This is a genomic window from Brevundimonas sp. (genome assembly GCF_047617075.1).
Taxonomy (GTDB): domain Bacteria; phylum Pseudomonadota; class Alphaproteobacteria; order Caulobacterales; family Caulobacteraceae; genus Brevundimonas.
In genome coordinates this window covers 357,492-377,687 of sequence record NZ_JBLGCI010000001.1, presented here as the reverse complement: position 1 = coordinate 377,687, position 20,196 = coordinate 357,492, and the positions used below count along the sequence as shown (strand labels likewise).

The 20,196-nt window shown below is 69.5% G+C and carries 26 protein-coding genes; 11 read left to right on the top strand and 15 right to left on the bottom strand.

Annotated features, from left to right (window positions below):
• Positions 1 to 168: 168 nt before the first annotated feature.
• From ACI8U3_RS01855 to ACI8U3_RS01825, 7 genes are all read right to left on the bottom strand, one after another.
• Positions 169 to 2,142 (bottom strand): heme lyase CcmF/NrfE family subunit, encoded by a 1,974-nt coding sequence (locus tag ACI8U3_RS01855; protein WP_415013157.1) that lies wholly within the window; start codon positions 2,140 to 2,142, stop codon positions 169 to 171.
• Positions 2,139 to 2,624 (bottom strand): cytochrome c maturation protein CcmE, encoded by a 486-nt coding sequence (gene ccmE, locus ACI8U3_RS01850; protein WP_415013156.1) that lies wholly within the window; start codon positions 2,622 to 2,624, stop codon positions 2,139 to 2,141. Before ccmE ends, ACI8U3_RS01855 begins: the two co-directional genes overlap by 4 nt.
• Entirely contained in the window at positions 2,621 to 3,445 is an 825-nt protein-coding gene (gene ccmI, locus ACI8U3_RS01845) for a c-type cytochrome biogenesis protein CcmI (protein WP_415013155.1), read from the bottom strand. Before ccmI ends, ccmE begins: the two co-directional genes overlap by 4 nt.
• 17 nt (positions 3,446 to 3,462) lie before the next feature.
• Positions 3,463 to 4,815, bottom strand: coding sequence for a hypothetical protein (locus tag ACI8U3_RS01840; RefSeq protein WP_415013154.1), 1,353 nt, complete (start codon positions 4,813 to 4,815; stop codon positions 3,463 to 3,465).
• Between the two features lie 68 nt (positions 4,816 to 4,883).
• A complete protein-coding gene (locus ACI8U3_RS01835; RefSeq protein ID WP_415013153.1) occupies positions 4,884 to 6,287 on the bottom strand; it encodes an ATP-binding protein in 1,404 nt (467 codons plus the stop codon).
• Entirely contained in the window at positions 6,284 to 6,964 is a 681-nt protein-coding gene (locus ACI8U3_RS01830) for a response regulator transcription factor (protein ID WP_415013152.1), read from the bottom strand. Before ACI8U3_RS01830 ends, ACI8U3_RS01835 begins: the two co-directional genes overlap by 4 nt.
• Positions 6,964 to 7,299, bottom strand: a complete 336-nt coding sequence (locus tag ACI8U3_RS01825) for a PepSY domain-containing protein (RefSeq protein ID WP_415013151.1) — start codon at positions 7,297 to 7,299, stop codon at positions 6,964 to 6,966. Before ACI8U3_RS01825 ends, ACI8U3_RS01830 begins: the two co-directional genes overlap by 1 nt.
• Positions 7,300 to 7,540: 241 nt before the next feature.
• Between ACI8U3_RS01825 and ACI8U3_RS01820 the strand changes: the two genes are divergently transcribed.
• Both ACI8U3_RS01820 and ACI8U3_RS01815 read left to right on the top strand, forming a co-directional pair.
• Positions 7,541 to 7,912, top strand: coding sequence for a hypothetical protein (locus tag ACI8U3_RS01820; RefSeq protein WP_415013150.1), 372 nt, complete (start codon positions 7,541 to 7,543; stop codon positions 7,910 to 7,912).
• Positions 7,913 to 8,100: 188 nt separating this feature from the next.
• Positions 8,101 to 8,475, top strand: coding sequence for a hypothetical protein (locus tag ACI8U3_RS01815; RefSeq protein WP_415013149.1), 375 nt, complete (start codon positions 8,101 to 8,103; stop codon positions 8,473 to 8,475).
• A gap of 58 nt (positions 8,476 to 8,533) precedes the next feature.
• Here the strand turns inward: ACI8U3_RS01815 and ACI8U3_RS01810 are convergent, their stop codons facing one another.
• From ACI8U3_RS01810 to ACI8U3_RS01800, 3 genes are read right to left on the bottom strand one after another with little or no spacing between them, the layout of a single operon-like run.
• Positions 8,534 to 9,106, bottom strand: a complete 573-nt coding sequence (locus ACI8U3_RS01810; RefSeq protein WP_415013148.1) for a nucleotidyltransferase family protein — start codon at positions 9,104 to 9,106, stop codon at positions 8,534 to 8,536.
• Positions 9,103 to 9,888 (bottom strand): bifunctional hydroxymethylpyrimidine kinase/phosphomethylpyrimidine kinase, encoded by a 786-nt coding sequence (gene thiD / locus ACI8U3_RS01805; protein WP_415013147.1) that lies wholly within the window; start codon positions 9,886 to 9,888, stop codon positions 9,103 to 9,105. The genes ACI8U3_RS01810 and thiD overlap by 4 nt, the downstream gene beginning before the upstream one ends.
• Complete coding sequence (locus tag ACI8U3_RS01800; protein ID WP_415013146.1) at positions 9,888 to 10,226, bottom strand: DMT family transporter; 339 nt, start codon at positions 10,224 to 10,226, stop codon at positions 9,888 to 9,890. Before ACI8U3_RS01800 ends, thiD begins: the two co-directional genes overlap by 1 nt.
• A gap of 96 nt (positions 10,227 to 10,322) precedes the next feature.
• On the opposite strand from ACI8U3_RS01800, the gene ACI8U3_RS01795 reads away from it, so the two are divergent.
• A complete protein-coding gene (locus tag ACI8U3_RS01795; RefSeq protein ID WP_415013145.1) occupies positions 10,323 to 10,751 on the top strand; it encodes a DUF1579 family protein in 429 nt (142 codons plus the stop codon).
• Here ACI8U3_RS01795 and ACI8U3_RS01790 read toward each other — a convergent pair.
• A complete protein-coding gene (locus ACI8U3_RS01790; RefSeq protein WP_415013144.1) occupies positions 10,748 to 11,989 on the bottom strand; it encodes a class I SAM-dependent RNA methyltransferase in 1,242 nt (413 codons plus the stop codon). The genes ACI8U3_RS01795 and ACI8U3_RS01790 overlap by 4 nt on opposite strands.
• A gap of 154 nt (positions 11,990 to 12,143) precedes the next feature.
• Here ACI8U3_RS01790 and ACI8U3_RS01785 point away from each other — a divergent pair, with 154 nt between their 5' ends.
• Together ACI8U3_RS01785 and ACI8U3_RS01780 are read left to right on the top strand one after the other, a co-directional pair.
• Positions 12,144 to 12,776: a hypothetical protein gene (locus tag ACI8U3_RS01785; protein ID WP_415013143.1), complete on the top strand. Its 633-nt coding sequence runs from the start codon at positions 12,144 to 12,146 to the stop codon at positions 12,774 to 12,776.
• A 72-nt stretch (positions 12,777 to 12,848) separates the two neighbouring features.
• Positions 12,849 to 12,992 (top strand): hypothetical protein, encoded by a 144-nt coding sequence (locus ACI8U3_RS01780; RefSeq protein WP_415013142.1) that lies wholly within the window; start codon positions 12,849 to 12,851, stop codon positions 12,990 to 12,992.
• A 1-nt stretch (position 12,993) separates the two neighbouring features.
• Here ACI8U3_RS01780 and ACI8U3_RS01775 read toward each other — a convergent pair whose 3' ends face one another.
• From ACI8U3_RS01775 to ACI8U3_RS01765, 3 genes are all read right to left on the bottom strand, one after another.
• Positions 12,994 to 13,314 (bottom strand): Mpo1-like protein, encoded by a 321-nt coding sequence (locus ACI8U3_RS01775; protein ID WP_415013141.1) that lies wholly within the window; start codon positions 13,312 to 13,314, stop codon positions 12,994 to 12,996.
• A gap of 37 nt (positions 13,315 to 13,351) precedes the next feature.
• Entirely contained in the window at positions 13,352 to 13,885 is a 534-nt protein-coding gene (locus tag ACI8U3_RS01770; RefSeq protein WP_415013140.1) for a hypothetical protein, read from the bottom strand.
• An 84-nt stretch (positions 13,886 to 13,969) separates the two neighbouring features.
• Positions 13,970 to 15,823, bottom strand: coding sequence for a DEAD/DEAH box helicase (locus ACI8U3_RS01765; RefSeq protein WP_415013139.1), 1,854 nt, complete (start codon positions 15,821 to 15,823; stop codon positions 13,970 to 13,972).
• Positions 15,824 to 16,016: 193 nt separating this feature from the next.
• On the opposite strand from ACI8U3_RS01765, the gene ACI8U3_RS01760 reads away from it, so the two are divergent.
• Together ACI8U3_RS01760 and ACI8U3_RS01755 are read left to right on the top strand one after the other, a co-directional pair.
• The gene (locus ACI8U3_RS01760) at positions 16,017 to 16,226 is read left to right on the top strand and encodes a flagellar basal body rod C-terminal domain-containing protein (protein WP_415013138.1); all 210 of its coding nucleotides are present in this window, start codon (positions 16,017 to 16,019) and stop codon (positions 16,224 to 16,226) included.
• 207 nt (positions 16,227 to 16,433) lie between these two features.
• Positions 16,434 to 17,444, top strand: a complete 1,011-nt coding sequence (locus tag ACI8U3_RS01755) for a ThuA domain-containing protein (RefSeq protein ID WP_415013137.1) — start codon at positions 16,434 to 16,436, stop codon at positions 17,442 to 17,444.
• Between the two features lie 3 nt (positions 17,445 to 17,447).
• On the opposite strand, the gene ACI8U3_RS01750 is transcribed toward ACI8U3_RS01755, so the two are convergent.
• Positions 17,448 to 18,131, bottom strand: a complete 684-nt coding sequence (locus ACI8U3_RS01750) for a winged helix-turn-helix transcriptional regulator (RefSeq protein WP_415013136.1) — start codon at positions 18,129 to 18,131, stop codon at positions 17,448 to 17,450.
• A 57-nt stretch (positions 18,132 to 18,188) separates the two neighbouring features.
• Between ACI8U3_RS01750 and ACI8U3_RS01745 the strand changes: the two genes are divergently transcribed.
• Genes ACI8U3_RS01745 through ACI8U3_RS01730 form a run of 4 tightly spaced genes read left to right on the top strand, consistent with a single transcriptional unit; the run spans position 18,189 to position 20,158 of the window.
• A complete protein-coding gene (locus tag ACI8U3_RS01745) occupies positions 18,189 to 18,626 on the top strand; it encodes a VOC family protein (protein WP_415013135.1) in 438 nt (145 codons plus the stop codon).
• Between the two features lie 3 nt (positions 18,627 to 18,629).
• Entirely contained in the window at positions 18,630 to 19,283 is a 654-nt protein-coding gene (locus ACI8U3_RS01740) for a dihydrofolate reductase family protein (protein ID WP_415013134.1), read from the top strand.
• 13 nt (positions 19,284 to 19,296) lie between these two features.
• Positions 19,297 to 19,785: a VOC family protein gene (locus tag ACI8U3_RS01735; RefSeq protein WP_415013133.1), complete on the top strand. Its 489-nt coding sequence runs from the start codon at positions 19,297 to 19,299 to the stop codon at positions 19,783 to 19,785.
• Between the two features lie 25 nt (positions 19,786 to 19,810).
• The gene (locus ACI8U3_RS01730; protein ID WP_415013132.1) at positions 19,811 to 20,158 is read left to right on the top strand and encodes a DUF1428 domain-containing protein; all 348 of its coding nucleotides are present in this window, start codon (positions 19,811 to 19,813) and stop codon (positions 20,156 to 20,158) included.
• The last annotated feature ends 38 nt before the right edge of the window (positions 20,159 to 20,196 follow it).

The following is a 20,196-nucleotide window of genomic DNA, read 5'->3' as shown; positions in this document are numbered from 1 at the left end:
CGCGCAGCGGGTTGCGAAGCGAGCCGCTTCTTTGCGCGCAGGGTGAGGGTCGACTGGCGGCCTTGTAAAACATCCGACCCTCATCCCCCGCGCCAGAACCTTCGCGCTGCGCGCTGCGGTGCGCGGGGCCCCCTTCTCCCACCGGGAGAAGGATGTGGAGCAGGCGCCTCATGCCCGCTTCCTCCCCGCCACGCCGATCCTCAGGCGCCGGTCGGCCAGCGACACCGCCCCGCCCAGCGCCATCAGCGCGGGCCCAAGAAAGATCAGCCGCGCCCACGGGTTCCAGTGGACCCGCACGGTCCAGGCCTGATCGAGCGTCTCGGTCGCGCGCCGCTCGCCAAGCACCACATAGACGTCGTCCAGACCCCGAAAATCCAGCCCCACCTCGGTGGTGGTCTGGCCGCCCGCGGGGAAGAAGCGGCGCTCGGCGGTCAGGGTGCGGGCGCCGCTTCCATCCTCGCGCGCCACGGTGAACACGCCCTGTTCAGCCAGATAGTTCGGCCCCTCGACGATGCGCACCTCGTCCAGCGCCACGTGCCAGGGACCGGCCACGGCCACGGGGCCGTCCGGGGCGGTGACCACCACCGCCTCCACCTTGAACGCCGTCTCGGCCACGGCGCCCATGACGAACAGGCCCAGCCCCGCGTGGGCCAGGGTCATGCCGAAGGCGCCCTTGGGCAGGCCGGTCAGACGCCGCCATACCTCGGCGCCGGGCGCGCGGAACAGGCGGATGCGTTCGGCCATCTCCACCAGCGCGCCGACGACCAGCCACGCGCCCAGCCCGATTCCCGCCGCCGCCATGGCCTTCATGGGGTCGAACAGGAACAGGGCGATCAGGGCGGCCAGCACGGCGGCGGCGAAGGCCAGGGTCAGGCGCTGGACCACGCCCTTCAGATCCGCCCGCTTCCAGGCCAGCAGCGGCCCGGCCGGCAGGATGATGAGGGCGGCGGCCATCAGCGGCGTGAAGGTCAGGTTGAAATAGGGCGGCCCCACCGAGATGGTCTGGCCTGTCACGGCCTCCAGGATCAGCGGATACAGGGTGCCCAGCAGCACCGTGGCCGCCGCCGCCGACAGGAACAGATTGTTCAGCACCAGGCTGCTTTCGCGGCTGACCGGCGCGAAGACCCCGCCTTTGGGCAGGCCCGGCGCGCGCCAGGCGAACAGGGCGAAGGCCGCCCCCGCCGCCACGCCCAGAATGGCCAGCAGCAGGATGCCGCGCTCAGGATCCACGGCGAAGGCGTGCACCGAGGTCAGCACGCCGGAGCGCACCAGAAACGCGCCCAGCATGGACAGGGTGAAGGCCACCAGCGCCAGGAACAGGGTCCAGCCCGCCAGCGCCCCGCGCTTTTCCGTCACGATCGCCGAATGCAGAAGGGCCGTTCCCGCCAGCCACGGCAGGAAGGAGGCGTTCTCCACCGGATCCCAGAACCACCAGCCGCCCCAGCCAAGTTCATAGTAGGCCCAGAAGGACCCAAGGGCGATGCCGGCCGTCAGGAAGGCCCAGGACGCCAGCGCCCACGGCCGCACCCAGCGCCCCCAGGCCGCCTCGACCCGCCCCTCGATCAGGGCGGCGACCGCAAGCGAGAAACACACCGAAAACCCGACGTAGCCCAGGTAGAGCAGCGGCGGATGGATCGCCAGCGCGGGGTCCTGCAACAACGGATTCAGGGACGCGCCCTGCACCGGCGCCGGGTCCAGCCGCGTGAAGGCGTTGGAGGTGAACACCGTGAAGGCCAGGAACATGGCGTTCAGCCCGCCCTGCACCGCCACGGCGGAGGTCTTGAGCCCGAACGGCAGGCCGCGCCCCAGCGCCAGCACGGCGCCGAAGGCCGTCATGACCAGACACCACAGCAACAGCGAGCCCTCGTGGCTGCCCCAGGCCCCGGCCACGCGGTAGAATAGCGGCTTGTCCGTGTGGCTGTTCAGCGCGACGTTGCTGACCGAGAAGTCCGAGGTCACGAAGGCCCAGATCAGGGCGCCGAAAGCCAGCGCCACGGCGACGGTGGACGCCACGGCCGCACCCTCCCCCGCCCCGGCCAGAACCGGCGAACGCAGGATGCGCCCGATCCCCGCCGCCCCCGCCTGCATCAGGCTGAGCGCAAGGGCCAGGGCCAGGGCGAAGGCGCCGAATTCCGCGATCATTCGGTCACATACGCCGCATTAGCGGGCGCCTCGCCGCCGCGCCATTCGCCGGTTTCCTTGAGGCGGTCAGCCACCTCACGCGGCATGTAGGTCTCGTCGTGCTTGGCCAGAACCTGACTGGCCTGGAAGACGCGCGCCTCGTCGAACGCGCCCTGGGCCACGATGCCCTGTCCCTCGCGGAACAGGTCGGGCAGGTCGCCCTGATAGACGATGCGGGTTTCGGCCGCGTTGTCGGTGACGGCGAACGATACGGACCCGTCGCCGCCCTGCTGGACGCTGCCGGGAACCACCAGGCCGCCCAGCCGGATCATGCGGCCGGCGGGCGCGGCCTCCTCGGTGACCTCGGACGGGCTGAAGAAGAAGGTGACGCTGTCGCGCATGGCCCACAGGGACAGGCCCACGGCCAGCAGCAGCACCGGGGTCACGGCGGCGATGATCCACAGGCGCCGGCGCGCCTTGGGCGATCGGGGCAACCAGCTCACGCGTCATCCCCCTCGATCGCCGCCAGATCGGCCTGAAGCTGGGCGCGGCGGCCATCGCCCGGCGGCAGCTCGGTCAGCAGCGGCGCCCACAGGGCGCGGGCGGCGGCGGCGTCGCCCCGGGCAAGGGCGGCGCGGCCGAGGAAATAGCGGGCGGCCTGGGCGTCCGGATCACGGCGCAAGGCCTCGCGGAAGGCGGCCTCGGCGTCGGCGCCCACCACGCCCTGCTGCGCGCCGGTCAGGGCCTCGCCCAGACGCGACCAGCTGACCGGATCGTCGGCGTCCAGCGCCAGGGCCCGGCGAAAAGCGGTGGCGGCGCCGATAGGGTCGCCGGCCTCGAACCGGGCGCGGCCCAGGAACACCTGCGCCTCGCGATCCTGCGGATTGTCACGCGCCACGGCCTCGGCCACGGCGGCCAGACGCGGCGCATCCAGCGTGTCCAGTTCCTGCGCCCACTGCTGCACGCGCGCCTCACGCGGCTGATCCGGCAGGCCTGGGGCTCCGGTGAACCAGTAGGCGCCCAGGGCGATCAGGGCGGTCACGCCGAGCCCCGCCAGCACCCATTTGCCGTGGGACAGGTCGGCGGTCAGCGGTTGCGCCTGGGACGGCGTGGCCAGCAGACGCCGCCCCGCCTCGGCCCGCGCGACGCGCCAGGCGTCCTCGTCCAGCAGGCCCCGCTCGCGCAGGGCGTCCAGTTCATCCAGCTGCCGCGCATCCGGCCCGGCGTCCAGCACAGGCGCGCCCACGGCCCGCCGCGCGCGCCACAGCACGCCCAGTGCGGCCAATGTCGCCGTCATGCCCGCCACGAGCCAGAAAATCGTCATGGCGCCGGTCTAATGGATCAGGCGACCCGAGGCGAGGGCGCCGCTGTCGCACCCGTGGCGGCCAGCCGTCGCCGCAGCGCCTTGGCGGCAGGCGCGGCGTCGCACAGTTCGAGGAACCCGGCGCACAACTCGGCCAGAACGGCCACATGAGCCTCGTCCTTCACGTCGCCCGCGTTCAGCCCCTCGATCAGTTCGTCGCCGTAGGGCATGAGACGCTTTTGCAGGGTGTCGCAGATCTGCGCCCGCTGGCCCCCGCAACCCAGCACCGCCGACGCCGATCGGGCGCCGTGGAGCACCACCAGCGCCGACCGGGCCTGATCCATCAGGGGACCATGGGCGGCGGCGTCCATGACCGGCGCCATGCGGCTCATGGCGCCGACAATCCGCACACGCTCAAGCGGCAGAGCCTTGTCCACCATGCGCGGCGCCAGGCCCATGACGTTGTCCAGCCCGCGGCTCATCCGCATTTTCAGCGCCTGGAACCGCGCGCCCCAGTCGCCGTCCGGCGTCAGGGCGAGGGAGAGCTCCATCTGGCGCAGGATTTCAGCGGCGGCGGTCAGGCGCGCGGCCACCGCCTCCGCATCGCCGGGCGCGGCGCGAGCGGGATGGAATTCGTCCAGCGCCTCGGCGGCGACCTCGAGCCGTTCGAACAATCGCTCTCCGAAATCGGCCAGTTCGGATTCGGCCAGAAAGCGCTCCTCGCCGTCGGTGTTGGCGACCCGGCCGATGACACGCAGGATCAGCGGCGCCTCGGCGATATTGGCCAGCAGAATTTCGGTCATGCGCACGGCGGCGTTCTCGCCGATGCGTTCGGCGTCGCGCATCATCAGCCTGAGCGACGCCTCGCTGTCCGGATCCGGCGGTCCGGTCCAGCGTCCCAGCATGGGCAGGGCGGCGCGGGCCAGCGGGGCCAGATCGAAGCAGGCCGCAAGTTCCTCGGCGACATCGGGCTTCAGCGGCGACCAGACCGAGGCCGGATCGTCGCGCAGCACCGCCGCCGCAGAGACGCAGAACTGGTCCAGAAGACCGGCGTCGATCTCCCCGCCGCCGACGGTCATCTCCCTGGCCTGGTCCACCAGGGCGGGCTGGCGCGCGCAGACCTGACGCCAGAGGCCGCCCAGCACCGGCGCGGGAAAGGTCAGGGCGCGCACCCCGTCCATCCGGGCCCGGAACATGGGGACCAGCGGACCGAACGCGGCCTGTCGCATGCGCCGGACCGCCTGTTCGCCCATGATCATGCGGCGAATCCAGTCCACCCGCTCGCCCGGCGTCGTGCGCAAGGCGCGTGAGAGCTTGACCAGCGCGTCATCCGGCGCGGCCTGAATCATCGCCTTCAAGGCGGTCTGACTGGCGACGGACAAACCCGTCATGGACGTCTTCACTCCGCGAGAGACGGCAGTCTCCCACAGCGGCGCTTAACGAAACGCATAAACCCTCTTCAGGATTCGGCCGCGGGAAGCTCCAGCATGACCTTCAGCCCGCCCATGTCGCTGTCGCCCAGGGTCAGACGTCCCTCATAGGCCCGGGTCAGTTCGTCGACGATGGAGAGGCCCAGTCCGGTGCCCGGCACGTCCTCGTCCAGCCGCGTCCCGCGCTTCAGCACCTCGTCGCGGCGGTCCTCGGGCAGGCCCGGCCCGTCGTCCTCGATCACCAGCAGCAGCCGGCCCAGGCCCATGGCCCCGGCCGAAACCTTCACGCGCCCCTCGCTCCAGATGCAGGCGTTCTCCAGCAGATTGCCGACCATTTCCTGCAGATCCTGCCGTTCGCCCCGGAACATCAGCTCGTCGGGCGAGCGCCAGTCGATGACCACGTCCTTGGACTGGAACACCCGCTCCAGCATGACCGCCATCTCGTCCAGCACCTCGGCCACGGCGGTGCGCTCGCCTGACCCCTGGGCGCGGGCGGCGGCGCGGGCCCGGCGCAGATGGTGGTCCACCTGGCCGCGCATGATTTCGGACTGGCGGCGCACGATCTCGGGCAGGCCGCCGGACTGGCCTTCGGTCTCGGCCAGCATGACGGACAGGGGCGTCTTCAGGGCGTGGGCCAGATTGCCCACGTGGGTGCGCTGGCGCTCCACCACTTCCTGATTGTGATCCAGCAGCTTGTTCAGCTGTTCGGCCAGCGGAGCGATTTCCACCGGATAATCCTGGCTGATCCGGGTGGCGCGGCCCTTGCGCACATCGCCGATCTCCTGGCCCAGCTCGTAGAGAGGCCTCAGTCCGATGCGCACCTGGAAGAACACCGCCGCCATCAACCCGGCGCCCAGCAGGCCAAGGGCGATCCAGGTCAGGGTGGCGAACTGGCGGGTATCGGCGTCGATGTTGGAGCGATTGAGGGCGGCGATGAACACCACCGGTTCTTCCCGGCCCGGCAGTTGTTTCTGGCTGGCGGAGACCCGCAGAGGCTCTGCGTTGTTGGGACCGAATGCATTGTAGGACACGGTGCCCCCTTCCGCCTCGGCCACCCGCCGGGACAGGCTGGTCGGAATCGGCATCTCGGCGTCCCAGAGTGACGTGGACCGTGCAATGACCACCAGGTCGCCGTCGGCATCCCGCTCGGCCACCGCCCAGTATTTGCCGGAGAGCAGCGCCTTGGTGCGGGAGTCCTCGATCTGGGGCACCACCACCTGTCCACCCTGGACGCCGGCGGCCAGCACCAGTTCGTCGATGGTGTTGTTGTTGACGCCGCCCAGTCGGCGCAGGCCGGACTCCTGAAACTGCGAGGTCAGCACAAGGCCCGTGGCCAGCAGGGCCACCACGATCCAGGCGGCGGCCAACCAGATCAGCCGGCGGGTCAGGGACCGGCCGGGACGACCCAGATAGCGCCCCAGGTCCTGCTTCACGCCGCCTCGGATTCCCCGGCCAGCGGCGTCAGGCGATAGCCCAGGCCGCGCACGGTCTCGATCCGGTCCGCGCCGATCTTTTTCCTAAGGCGGCCCACGAACACCTCGATGGTGTTGGAGTCGCGGTCGAAGTCCTGATCATACAGGTGCTCGACCAGTTCGGTGCGGCTGATGACCCGGCCCTGATGCATCATCAGATAATGCAGCAGCCGGTATTCCAGCGATGTCAGGCGCAGGGGCTCCCCGTCCACGCTGGCCCGCGCCGCGCGGGGATCCAGTCGCAGGGCGCCGCACTCCAGCGTTGAGGTCGCATGCCCCGCCGATCTGCGCAGCAGGGCGCGCAGGCGGGCCAGCAGTTCCTCGGTGTGGAATGGCTTGGTCAGGTAATCGTCAGCGCCGGCGTCGAAGCCCGACACCTTGTCGGACCAGGCGCCGCGCGCGGTCAGGATCAGCACCGGCGTGGTCTTGCCGTCCCGGCGCCAGCGCTCCAGCACCGACACGCCGTCCACCTTGGGCAGGCCCAGGTCCAGCACGACCACGTCATAGGGTTCGGTATCGCCCAGAAAGTGGGCTTCCTCGCCGTCCGGGGCGTGGTCCACCGCATAGCCGGCGTCGGTCAGGGCGGTCTTCAACTGGCGCGACAGGTCCGCGTCATCCTCGACAAGCAGGACTCTCATCAGCGTTCTCCAATCACGGCGCCGGTGCGGGCGTCGACCGTGATGTCGGCCACGCGTCCGCCCGGATATTCCCAGCGCACCACATAGACGGCGCGGCCGCCCATGTTGCGTTCATTGATGCCCAGCATGCGGCCCTCGCGACCCCGGGACACGGACCGCGCCACCTCGCTGGCGCTGACCCGGCGGCCTTCACGGGATTCCTCACGCGCCCGGTCCTGACGCAGCGAGCTCATCAGGGGGTCGCGCGCCTGGGTCTCCAGCGCACGAGCCGACGCTTCCGCCATGGGAGCGGCGGCGATCAGCCCGGCCAGAAAAAGGATGCCAATACGGTTCATGCAGAGCGGTTTACAGCGGCGCCTCTGAACGGCGTCTGAACAGGGGCGTGAGAAACGGGTCATGACCGGCGCGTCCATCGGTCACTTCGCGTGAACCATAGAGGCTCCGCGCGGGTTCAGGAAGATGAACGCGAACTGAACCGCCCCGTTCAGGTCAGGCTCAGGCGGCGCATGCTCTTATGTGTCCATCGCACCACCCTGTCACGGGGTCGGCCGCCGAACCGAAACCGAGGAGCCCATGATGAAAAAACTGATGACAGCCGTCATGGCCGTCGCGGCGATCTCCGTCGCCATTCCGGCCGCAGCCCAGCATTACGGCCCTCCGCGCGGCGGGCCGGCCTATCACGGCCCGGCCGGCTATCCCGGCGGCGGCCGCCAGGCCCAGCGTCTGGAACGCCAGATCGATCGCGCCTGGCAGGCCCGCGTCATGAGCACCGGCAAGGCGCGCGAGTACCGGGGCGCCGTTCAGCGCGTGGTTCGGCTTGAACAGCAGTACAGCTTCGACCGCGACGGCCTGACCCGTTGGGAGCGGCAGGATATCCGCGAGCGCTATCAGCGCATTCAGGCCAACCTGGATCGCTACAACCGCCGGATCGGCGGTCGCCGCTGGTAAGCGCGACCAAGGAACGACCGAAAGGGGCGCGATCCGCAAGGGTCGCGCCCTTTTTCCTGCCCCGCGTTCAGCCAGGTGAACGCCATCTGAAACGCCTCGTTCAGGCGCCGATCAGGCGCCGCGCGCTTCACTGATCCCGTCATCGCCGCCCTGATCCCTGGGGCGACCGCAATCGAAGGATCGAAGCCATGAACAAGACCCTCGCCGCCTCCCTGATGGCCGCCGCCGCGGTTTCCGTCGCCGTCCCGGCCACCGCCCAGCACTACGGCCCGCCGCGCGGCGGGCCGGTCGCCCACGCCCCGGGCTGGCAGTCCATCGCCCAGCGCAAGATCAACCTGGACCGCCGCATCGACCGCGCCGCCTACAACCGCGCCATCAGCCCGCGCGAGGCCCGCAGCCTGCGCGCCGAGCTGAACAGCATCGTGCGGCTCGAGGCCCAGTATCGCCGCCACGGCCTGACCCGCTGGGAGATGGGTGATCTGGACCGCCGCTATGACCGCCTGTCGGCCCGCGTCCGCATGGAGCGCGCCGACAACAACCGCCGCCCCGGCGGCCGCTGGTAAATCCTGAGTCACCGGGGCGTCCGAAGGCGCGGTCTGAAAAGGCCGCGCCGTTTCGCTGTCAGGACTCCAATACCCGGATTTCAGGCCAACGGGCGCGGGCGTTCTCCACCGCCTTCGCCCACCCCTTCGCCCTGGGCCGGTTCGGATTGGGCCGCAGCACCATGTGGAAGACGTCATCCAGCCCGAACGGCGCCGCCACGCTGAGCTCGCCGTCATCCTCCAGCCGCACGCCCACCGCAAACGCCGGCGCCACGAACCGGGACAGCGCCTCGTCCGTGCCGGTCAGGGCCTCATAGGGCTCGCCGAACCGACCCTCGAACCACAGGTGAACCCGCGCCTGATTGCGGACCTCCACCATCTCGCGCAGCGGCGACGCGAACGCATCAGCCACCCGCCGGATCACCGCATCCTCAGCGTCCCACGACACATCCGGATCGAAATAGCCCAGGTCATAATCCTTGATGCCGTATCCCGGCGCCCTGCCCGTCAGCGCGTTCCAGACGCTCTGATAGACCGCGCCGGAAAAGATGCGCCAGTCGTTCAGCCCCTGCCCCCGCACCGTGGTCATCACCTGCATCAGGCCGGGATCGGCCCGCACGATGGCCTTCAGACGGTTCTCCAGATCGCTCATCGCAGCGGCCAGCCGTGGTCCAGCGGCCCGTGGCCGCCGCCCAGGCCCGGCGCGCGCCGGATGGCCTGGGCCACATAGGCCCAGCCTTGCGCCACCGCCTGCTCCAGCGGCAGGCCCCTGGCGATCCCCGCCGCGCACGCACTCGCAAGCGTGCAGCCGGTGCCGTGGGTGTGCCGGGTCTCGATGCGCGGGCCCTCCAGCAGGGTTTCGCCGCGCGCGGTCATCAGCAGGTCCATCACTGTCTCGCCCGGCACATGGCCGCCCTTCATCAGCACGGCGCCCGCGCCCAGTTTCAGCAGCGCCTCGCCCGCCCGCCGCTGGCCGTCCAGATCGGCGACCGCGATCCCCGTCAGGGCCTCGGCCTCCGGCGCATTGGGCGTCAGCAAGGCCGCGCGCGGAACCATCAGGTCGCGCACCGCCGCCACGGCGTCGTCCGCCAATAGGGACGCGCCGCCCTTGGCGATCATCACCGGGTCCACCACCACCGGGGCCCCTGCGCGGTCCAGAATGTCCGCCACGCAGCGCACCACCTCCACCGAGCCCAGCATGCCGGTCTTGACCGCGTCGGTCCCGATATCGTCCAGCACCGCGTCCGCCTGGGCCGCGATCACGTCCAGAGGCACGGGATGCACGCCGTGGACGCCCAGGGTGTTCTGGATGGTCAGGGCCGTGATGGCCGTGGCGGCGAACCCGCCCATCATGGTCACGGCCTTGATGTCCGCCTGCACCCCCGCCCCGCCCCCGGAGTCGGACCCGGCGATGATGAGAACCCTCCCCCGCACTAATGCGCCCCCGAGAACAGCTTCAGGCCCACGATGCCGGAGACGATCAGCAGGATGCACAGGATCCGCAGCGTGGTGGCCGGCTCGCCGTAGATCAGCATGCCCACGCCCGCCGCACCCACCGCGCCGATGCCGGTCCAGATGGCGTAGGCCGTGCCGATGGGCAGCTTCTGGGTGGCCAGCCACAGGAACCAGAAGCTGGCGATCATGGTCACGCCCACCACCAGCGACGTCACCGGACGCTGCACGCCGACGAATTTGAAGCCCGAAGCCCAGGCCACCTCGAGCAGGCCCGCGATCACCAGCGACAGCCACGGATTGATTGGAGGAATGGTCATCCCCGCCACATGGGACAAGCGGCGCCGGGGGGCAAGCACCCATCATGTTGACAGACCCCGCTCTCCCTTGCCTTGATCGATCAGGGAGACGACATCATGAGCGACTGGCTGGACCAGATGGTCGGCGACTGGACCTTCGAGGGCCGCTCGGTCCCCGATCAGGCCGACCGAATTCAAACAGGGACCGAACGCGTCACGCGCCGTGGCGCCTGGATCGTCATCGAAGGCGACGAGTACCGCTTTCAGTTGACCCTCGACCCGGACACCGGCCGCGCCTCCGGCGACTTCATCCACTGGGCGCATCCCTTGCTCTGGACCTATGACGGCGCGGTCGAGGCGGACGGGAAGCTGCACCTGCGAAGCCGGGGTCCGCACATGGAGGGCAAGGGCGGCGACACCGAGTATGACGACGTGTTCGAGATCGTCTCGCCGGACGAGCGGCGCTCAGTCGGGCGCGTGAAGGATACGGACGGCACCTGGCGCGATTTCAGCCGGACCACCTACCGCCGCGTGGCGTCGGTTTAGCGCCGGAACACGCCCACCAGCTCCACATGGGTCGACCACAGGAACTGGTCGATTGGGGTGACCCGCTCCAGCACGAAGCCGGCGTCGATCAGCACCCGGGCGTCGCGGGCGAAGGTCACGGGGTTGCAGGACACCCCGACCACCACCGACAGCGACTTGGTCCCGGCGAACTGCTGGGTCTGTTCCAGCGCCCCGGCGCGCGGCGGGTCGAAGACGATGGCCTCGACGCCCTTCAAGTCGTGGGGCGACAGGGGGCGGCGGAACAGGTCGCGGGCCTGGGCGTCGATGCCCTTCAGCCCCTGCGCCGTCCCGGCGCCGGCCTTCAGCCCCGCGATGGACCCCGCAGAGGCGTCCGCCGCCAGCACAGGCGCAACCTCGGCCAGCGGGAAGGTGAACGTCCCCGCGCCGCAGAACAGGTCCGCAATCCGTTTGGCGCCGCGCACCGCCGCCACGGCCCGCTCCACCATCGCCGCCTCGGCTACGGGCGAAGCCTGCAGGAACGAAGCGGCGGGCAGGGGCACAGTGGCCCGGCCGAACCGCACGGTGGGCTGGCGCATCATCACCAGAGTCTCGCCGTCCATGCTCAGCCGCGCGATGTCCGCCGCCCGCGCCGCGCGTACGCCCTGCTGCGCCACGTCGGCGGATCGGCCGCCGCGCTCCACCCCGGTGATGTCCACGTCCAGACCGGAGTCGGTCACGGTCACATGCAGGGTCGGCGCCGACTTGGCGCCGCCCAGAAACGGCGCCGCCACCGCCGCCAGGCTGGGAAGGGCCGCGTTGATGCGCGGTTCGGACAGGGGGCAGTGTTCAAGCTCCACCACCCGCCACGACCGGCGGGCCTTGAAGCCCAGCCGCACCCGACCATCCTCGCCGCGCCGCGCATGTAGAGCGATGCGGCGGCGCACCCCCGGCGGGGTGGCCACGGTCGCCTCCACCTCGGTCTCGATGCCTTCCCGCTTCAGGGTCTCGACCACCAGATCCCGCTTCCACGCCAGATAGGGCGCGCTCGCCCAGTGCTGCAGCGGCGCGACCCCGCACTCGGCGTAGGTCTGCGACTGGATCGGAACCCGGTCGGCGCTGGGCTCGAGAACTTCGATGTCCTCGGCGCGGCCGTCCCTGACCACCGCGCGCACCACCTCGCCGGGCAAGGTTCCGGGCGCGAAGACGGCGCCGGCGGGGGTTTCGGCGATCCCGTCGCCCTGGTGGCCCACGCGGGCGATGGTCATTTGTTCGGACATGGCGCGCTCATAGCCCGTCCCGCGCCCAAACCGAAACATGAACGAAGATGAACGGCCCGCTCAAAAGCCGTTCAGCTTCGTTCAGCCATAACGGACGTCGACAAGGGGGTGCTGATCCTTTCAGCGCCGCAACCCCAAGGACGGAGCTGAAACGATGAACGCCTTCCTGAAGAATTCCGCCGTCGCCGCGGCCGCCATTGCGGCCTGTGCGACCGCCCTGCCCGCCTCGGCCCAAAGCTACGGCCAGCCTTACGGCCAGAGCTACGGCTCCTCCTACGGAAACCAGGCCCAGCACGGCTATGGCTATTCACAGGGCTACGAGAGCGGCCAGCCCTATTACGACCAGTGCGTCCGTGATCGTCGTCAGCGCCAGCTGGCGGGCGGCGTGGTCGGCGCCCTGGTCGGCCTGGCCGCCGGTCGCGGCGTCGCCAGCCGCCGGGTGCGCAGCGAAGGCGGCGCCCTGGGGGCCGTGGTCGGCGCCGCCATCGGAGCAGGCGTCACCGGCTCGACCGCCGCCTGCCAACCGGGCCAGTCGCAGCCCTATGGCCAGGCCTACCCGGCCGACTACGGCTATGACGATCGTCGCTACGACGACCGCTATGACCGTGAGTACGGCTATCAGGATCGCGACCCGGGCTACGGCTACGGCCAGCCGGTCCGCGACTATGACAACACCGACCAGTGCCGCCTGGTCGAGAGCAACATCCGTCTTCCCGACGGCCGCGTGGAAAACCGCTACGTCCGCGCCTGCCCCGATGGAAACGGCCGCTATCGCGTCGTCGATTAAGTTTCAGCCCCCCTGTCGAATCGACGACGTGTAGAAAGCCGCCGGTGGAGCAATCCGCCGGCGGTTTTTGCCATGTGGGCTCGGCCAAAAGCCCAGATCAGCCTGGCCGTGGTGCCCCACCTTCGACTTGCCCCGCAAGGCTCGCCCGACCGCGACGCCGTGGCGGTGATGGCGCTGAGCCTCTATTTCTTCCAGGATCCGGGCCGGGGCGGGTGATCTAGAACTTCCGCTTCCCGCTGACCGTCTCGAAGAACAGGCGGAAGTCGCCCATCAGGCTCCACAGGGGGTATTTGAAGGTGGCGGGGCGGTTCTTCTCGAAGAAGAAATGCCCCACCCACGCAAAGCCGTAGCCGATCAGCGGCATGGCCAGCAGCCACCACGGGTTCAGGGTCACGACCGCCAGCACAAAGGCCACGATCACCAGCCCGGTGCCCACCACATGGATGCGGCGGCAGGTGCGGTTGGAATGCTCGTGGATGTAATAGGGATAGAAGGCTTCGAACGACGGATAGCGTTCGGCCGCTGCGGGCTGGGTCATGGTCTCCTCCGGGACCGAACTTGCGACGGCCCCGCCGTCATCGCAAGTCTGACGCGGGCTCGGGCCCCAGCAGCCGGCGGATCAGCGGCCAGATGCGCACCACCGCCGCCACGAAGCCGATGAAGCTGGCCACCGCCTGGAACACGCCCCAGATCAGATTGAACGCCCCGCCGCCGAACAGGGCCGCCGTGGCGGGATACAGCACCCGGCTGATCCCGATGCGGAAGTCGGCATAGACGGTGGAATATTCGATGGACCGGTCGGCGAAGAAGGCGATCACCACCGCCGCCGACACCGGCGCCCAGAGCAGCGGCAGCACCAGGATCAGGGCGCCCAGAAACACCGCCAGCTTGGTGCCCAGGGTGTGCGGCGAGATCAGGCTGAGCACCACCCCGGCGCCCAGCGCCAGAAGGGTCAGGGCCAGCATCACCGGCAGGATCAGGTCCGCCGCGACCATAAGGTCCATGCCGAGGGTGGCGATCAGGATCGCCCCGCCCGACAGCAGGAACGCCCCCAGCCACAGGGCCGCATACTGGCTGATCCGCCGTTTCAGATGGCCCCCGTGAAACATGGTCTGGCTCCGTTCAGCGGAGCGACCATGCCGCGCGGGGGCGAGCGTGTCGATTCAGATTTCGGTGTTCGACTTCGAGCGAATCTAGGCGCGCTGCTTCTTCTTGAACGCCGGCTTGCCCGCCTTGGCGCCGGGTTTGAAACCGGGCTTGGGCTTGCCCTTGTAGGGCTTGCGGTCGAACGGGCGGGCGTCGCCCTCCCCACCCGACGTCGCCGAGGCCGTCCGCTCGGGGCGGTAGGGCGCGGCGCGGTTCTGGGCGTTGTCGTTCTCGCGGCGCTTGAACGGCTTCTTGGGGCGCGGTCCGCCAAAGCCCTGGTTCGGGGCCTCGGACGGGGTGATGGCCACCTCGGCGCCCTTGGCCGCCTTGACCGAGGCGAGGAACCCGGCCTGGGCCGACAGGGCGATCTCGAACCGCGTCTCGTCGGGGAACACGCGGATCGAGCCGATGTCCTTCTTGGTGATCCCGCCCAGACGGCAGATCAGCGGGATCAGCCATTTAGGGTCGGCGTTCTTCTGGCGGCCGATGTCGGCGCGGAACCAGGTCACCTCATCGGGCTGCAGCCGGTCTGTGGGCCAGGCGGAGCCGTTCGGCGCCGCGCCGGGCTCGCGCCGTCCGCGCGGTCCCTCGCCCGGATCAGTCAGATCCTCGGGGGCCGGCATTTCCTTGCGCATCAGGCGAACCAGGGCGCAGGCCAGCTCCTCCGGCGTACGCTCGGCGGCGAACTTCCGGGCCAGGGCGAAGTCCTCGTCCGTCACCGTCTGGTCGAAGATCGGGGTGGCCAGCAGGCGCTCCTCGTCCTTGGCCAAAATCTCGTCGGCGCCCGGCGCGGCGCTCCAGGTGGCGTCCAGACCGGCGGAGCCCAGCAGCATCTCGGCCTTGCGACGACGGGTGGACGGGACCAGCAGGACGGACACGCCCTTCTTGCCCGCCCGCCCGGTGCGTCCCGAACGGTGCAGCAGGGTGGCCTTGTTGACAGGCAGTTCGGCGTGGATGACCAGACCCAGATCGGGCAGGTCCAGACCGCGCGCCGCTACGTCGGTGGCCACGCACACCCGCGCATGACCGTCGCGCAGGGCCTGCAGCGCATCGGTGCGCTCGCGCTGGCTCAGCTCGCCCGACAGGCCCACCGAGGAAAAGCCCCGCTCGCGCAGCGCCGCCTGTAGGTGCTTGACCGCCTCGCGGGTGGAACAGAACACCAGGGCGCCCGGCGCCTCGAAGAAGCGCAGCACATTGACCACCGCGTGCTCGATCTGGTTCGGCGCGATGCGCATGGCGCGGTATTCGATGTCGCCGTGCGGCTGGCTGCGGTTGGTGGTGTCGATGCGCACTGCGTCGCGCTGATACTTCTTCGCCATGGTGGCGATTTCGCGGGCGATGGTGGCCGAGAACAGCAGGGTGCGGCGCTCGGACGGCGCCTGCTCCAGAATGAACTCCAGGTCCTCGCGGAAGCCCATGTCCAGCATCTCGTCGGCTTCATCGAGCACCACGACCTTCAGGGCCGACAGGTCCAGATTGCGACGGTCGATGTGGTCCTTCAGGCGGCCGGGCGTGCCCACCACGATGTGGGCGCCGACGTTCAGGGCGCGGGCTTCCTGACGCGCGTCCATGCCGCCGACACAGGTGACGATGCGCGCGCCGGCGTCGGCGTAGAGCCAGGTCAGTTCGGTCGCCACCTGCATGGCCAGTTCGCGCGTGGGCGCGATCACCAGCGCCAGCGGATTGCGGGTCTGGCCGAAGCGCTCGGCCTCGCCAAGCAGGGTCGGGGCCGCCGCCAGACCAAAGGCCACCGTCTTGCCCGAGCCCGTCTGGGCCGAGACCAGCAGGTCGGCCTCGGTCAGCCCCGCTTCCAGAACCGCGTCCTGCACGGCGGTGGGTTCGGCGTAGCCGCGCTGGACGAGCGCGCGGTCAAGCGCGGGGTGAATGGCGGGAAAGGGCATTGGAAACCTGAATCTTGACTTGGGCGGCCGTGGAAACGACCGCGCCCGGCCGGTATTGCACCGGGCCGGGCGTTGGAGAGCGGGCATCTATACACGAATAGCGGCGGTATTGCGTTCACTTATGGATTCACCCTGTTCCTGAACGGTCCGGTCACCTCGCCGCGTCAGGGTGGCGGGATCAGAGGAGACCGCCATGCAGGCCCTGTCCATCGCCGCCGCCGGGATGATGTCCGCCGCCGAACGCTTCGACGCCTCCGCGCGCCGCACGGCCGCCGCGCCGCTGGATAATCTGGCCGAAGAGACGGTGGAGCGGATCACGGCCGAGCACGCCTTCAAGGCCAACGCGGTGGTCATCCGCACCGCCGACGAGATGCTCGGGACCCTGCTGGACAAGACGGTCTAGTTTGGCCGACGCGCCCACAAAATGAGAGCTTCCGTCATCGCCGGGCTTGTCCCGGCGATCCATAGACGTCGACACTTCAAGGCCCATTCGGAACGCGCCGCGCGTATGGATTCCCGGCACAAGGCCGGGAATGACGACAATGGAAATGCACTGAGCCTAGGCCGGTGCTCCGGGCAGGGTTAGACTCCTCCCCAAGGGAGGACACCAATGATCCATCGCCGTCAGGCGTTGCTGGGCGTCGGCGCCGCCGCCCTGGCCGCGCCCTCGATCGTTCAAGCCCGGCCCCGCCGGGCCCAGCGGGTGCTGTATCTCAGCCAGTCGGTCGGATGGCTGCATGACCCGGTGGCCCGGCCGGATGACGGCGGCCTGGCCATGTCGGAACTGGCCATGACCGAGATCGGGCGCGCGTCCGGCGCCTTCACCACCCGGGCGACCCAGGATGCCTCGCAGATCACCCCCGCCCTGCTGGCCGATGTGGATGTGCTGGTGGCCTACACCACCGGCGCCCTGCCCATTTCGCAGCAGTCGTGGCAAGCCGTTCAGGCGTGGCTCGCCTCGGGCCGGGGCGGCTTCGTGGGTCTGCACAGCGCCGCCGACACGGGACTGGATTTCCCCGGCGGGCGCGAGGCCTGGGTCGGCATGGTCGGCGGCGACTTCGCGGGCCATCCGTGGAATCAGGGCGACCCGATCCGCGTGCGCACCCACGGCGACCACCCCACCGTGGGCATGTGGCCGGACGCCTTCGATTATCGCGAAGAGATCTATCAGTTTCAGGAGTTCGACCCGACCTGGGTGCGGGTGCTGCAGAGCCTCGACATGGCGCGCACCCCGACGAAGCGGCCGTGGGCCGTGCCGGTGACCTGGGTACGCCAGATCGGCCACGGGCGGCTGTTCTACACCAACCTGGGCCACACCCCCTCCACATGGAGCGACCCGCGCTTCCGCGACCAGATCGTGCAGGCGGTGCAGTGGGCGGGCGGCGCCGGGCGCATCGACGCGGACCCCAATCCGCTGGATCAGGCGAGGGAAAGCATCCGCGCCCTGCTCGCCTGGTCCGGCGACGATCCCGCCGTCGCGGACGGGTTGACCAACCAGCGCCCGGCCTGGCTTCTGGACATGGGCCGCCGCATCACCAGCCTGATCGAGCACGAGGGCGACGAGGACGCCCTGGCCGCCGCGGTGTCGCCCCTGCGCCGCGAGGTGCTTGAGCGGACGTAAGCCTTATGTCCCCGCCTTGGGCGGCAGGGCGTAAAGGTCGATGAACCGCTGGGCCAGGGCCTTGTCCCCCGTCAGAACAAGCGCCCCCCCCGCCTCCATCGCCGTCAGGGGCTGATCGCCATAGACGGCGGCGGCGGTCATCTCGGGCGCGGCGGTGATGACGAAGTCCGCGCCCTCAACCTCGCCCCGCGCAACCACCAACTCCCCGTCCGCCAGCCGCGCGCGATAGGTTTCGTCGCCGAAGACGAAGCCCGCGTCCAGACGCATGTCTCCCGCCTTCTTGCTGTCGATCATGGTGCGGAGCGACAGCATCATGGACACCCCGCTCAGCGGCAGGGTCGGATCGTGGCCCGGCGACCGCGCCGCCCAGCGCCCCAGGGTCATGATGATGGGCTCGGCCTCGCGGCCCCAGTCGGTCAAGTCATAGACCTGCACCGAGGCGGGCGGCGGCAGCTTGCGGCGGGTAACGATGCCGACGGCCTCCAGCCGCTCAAGCCGCTGGGTCAGCACATTGGCGCTGATGCCCATCAGGTCGGCCTTCAGATCCCCGAACCGCTTTGGCCCCAGCATCAGCTCGCGCACCACCAGCAGCGCCCAGCGCTCGCCGATCAGCTCCAGCCCGTGGGCGGTGCCGCAGGCGTCGTTATAAACCCGTCCGGACTGCTTAGTTATTTTTTCTAACTTCATGCTTGCATCTTATAACTATCCGGCGCAGGGTGTCCACAGAGACGAACGGAGAACCCAATGACCCGGATGATCTTCATCAACCTGCCCGTCGCCGACCTCAATCGCTCCATCGCCTTCTATGAAGCCGTCGGCGCGGTGAAGAACCCCATGTTCTCGGACGACACCGCCGCCTGCATGGTGGTGTCCGACGTGATCCACGTCATGCTGCTGACCCACGACAAGTGGCGCACCTTCACCGACCGGGCCATCCCGGATGCGAAGAAGAGCGCCCAGGTGCTGCTGTGCGTATCGGAGGAAAGTCGCGAGGCGGTGGACACCGCCGTCAAGGCGGCCACCGGCGCGGGAGGCCTGGGCGATCCGACCCCGACCCAGGATTTCGGCGTCATGTACGGCCGCAGCTACGCCGACCCCGACGGCCACATCTGGGAAGTCATGTGGATGGACCCGGCCGCCGCCGAGCAAGGCGCCGGGGCGCTCGAGACCGCGGGGGCCTGAGCCATGCGCAAGCTCCACGTGGCCGCCTTCGTCAGCCTGGACGGCGTCATGCAGGCGCCGGGCGGGCCGGAGGAAGACCGCTCGGGCGGCTTCGCCCACGGCGGCTGGGTCGTCCCCCATTTCGACGAGGCGCTGGGCGAGGAGGTGGATCGCTTCTTCGCCGGGCCGAAGGCCCTGCTGCTGGGTCGCAAGACCTACGACATCTTCGCCGCCCACTGGCCGCACCAGTCGGACGCCTTCGCCGACGCCCTGAACGCCATGCCCAAATATGTGGCCACCCGCTCGCCGCGCCCGCTGGACTGGACCAACAGCCATGCCATCGGGCCGGACGCCGTCGAGGCCGTGCGGGCGCTGAAGGCCGAGGACGGCCCCGACCTGCTGACCCAGGGCTCCGCAGAGTTGATCCAGTCGCTGCTGAAGGCCGATCTGGTGGACCAGTTCACCCTGCTGATCTTCCCGGTCGTGCTCGGTCGCGGAAAGCGACTGTTCGGCGGCGAGGCGGCGCCGGCGGGCCTCAAACTGGAAGGCTCGCGCACCACGAGCACGGGCGTCGTGGTCGCCCGATATGAGCGTGCGGGCGATGTTTCCAGCGGCTCCTTCGCCATGGAGACGCCATCGGAGGACGAAGTGAAACGCCGCGCCGAGATCAACCGCTGACCGGAGACCTCCAATGACCGACAAGATCATCCCCTGCATCTGGTACGACAAGGGTGAGGCCAGCAAGGCGGCCGCGTTCTATGTCTCGCTGGGCCTGCCCGACAGCCGCGTCGACCGGGTTCACGCCAGTCCGGCCGACAACCCGTCCTCACCCGAGGGCGCCGAGCTGATGGTCGAGTTCACCCTCGCTGGCCGACCCTATCTGGGCCTCAACGGCGGGCCGATCTTTCCCCAGACCGAGGCCGTGTCCTTCATGATCATGACGGACGATCAGGCCGAAACCGACCGCCTGTGGGACGCCATCGTCGGGAACGGCGGCGCCGAAAGCCAGTGCGGCTGGTGCAAGGACCGCTGGGGCGTCAGCTGGCAGATAATTCCCCGCCGCCTGATGGACTTCTACAACGATCCGAACCCCGCCCGCGCACGGGCCGCCTTTCAGGCCATGATGTCCATGCAGAAGATCGACATCGCCGCCCTGGAGCGGGCCGCCGCCGACGCCTGACCCCACCATCCAAAGGAGACGACCCATGGCCTACGTTGACGGATTCCTCGCCGCCGTGCCGGACGACAAGAAGGACGCCTATCTGGAACACGCCAAATTCGCCGCCGGCATCTTCAAGGAGTTCGGGGCGGAGCGCATCGTCGAATGCTGGGAGGACGACGTGCCCGACGGCAAGGTCACCGACTTCCGCCGCTCGGTTCAGCGCAAGGACGGCGAGAGCGTGGTCTTCTCGTGGATCACCTGGCCCGACAAGGCGACCCGCGACGCCGGCTGGGCGAAGATGATGGAGGACCCGCGCATGCAGAACATGGAAATGCCCTTCGACGGCAAGCGCATGATCTATGGCGGTTTCACGCCGATCCTGGACGTCTGAGCGTTCACCATCCGCAATGACGAAGCCCTAACCATGGC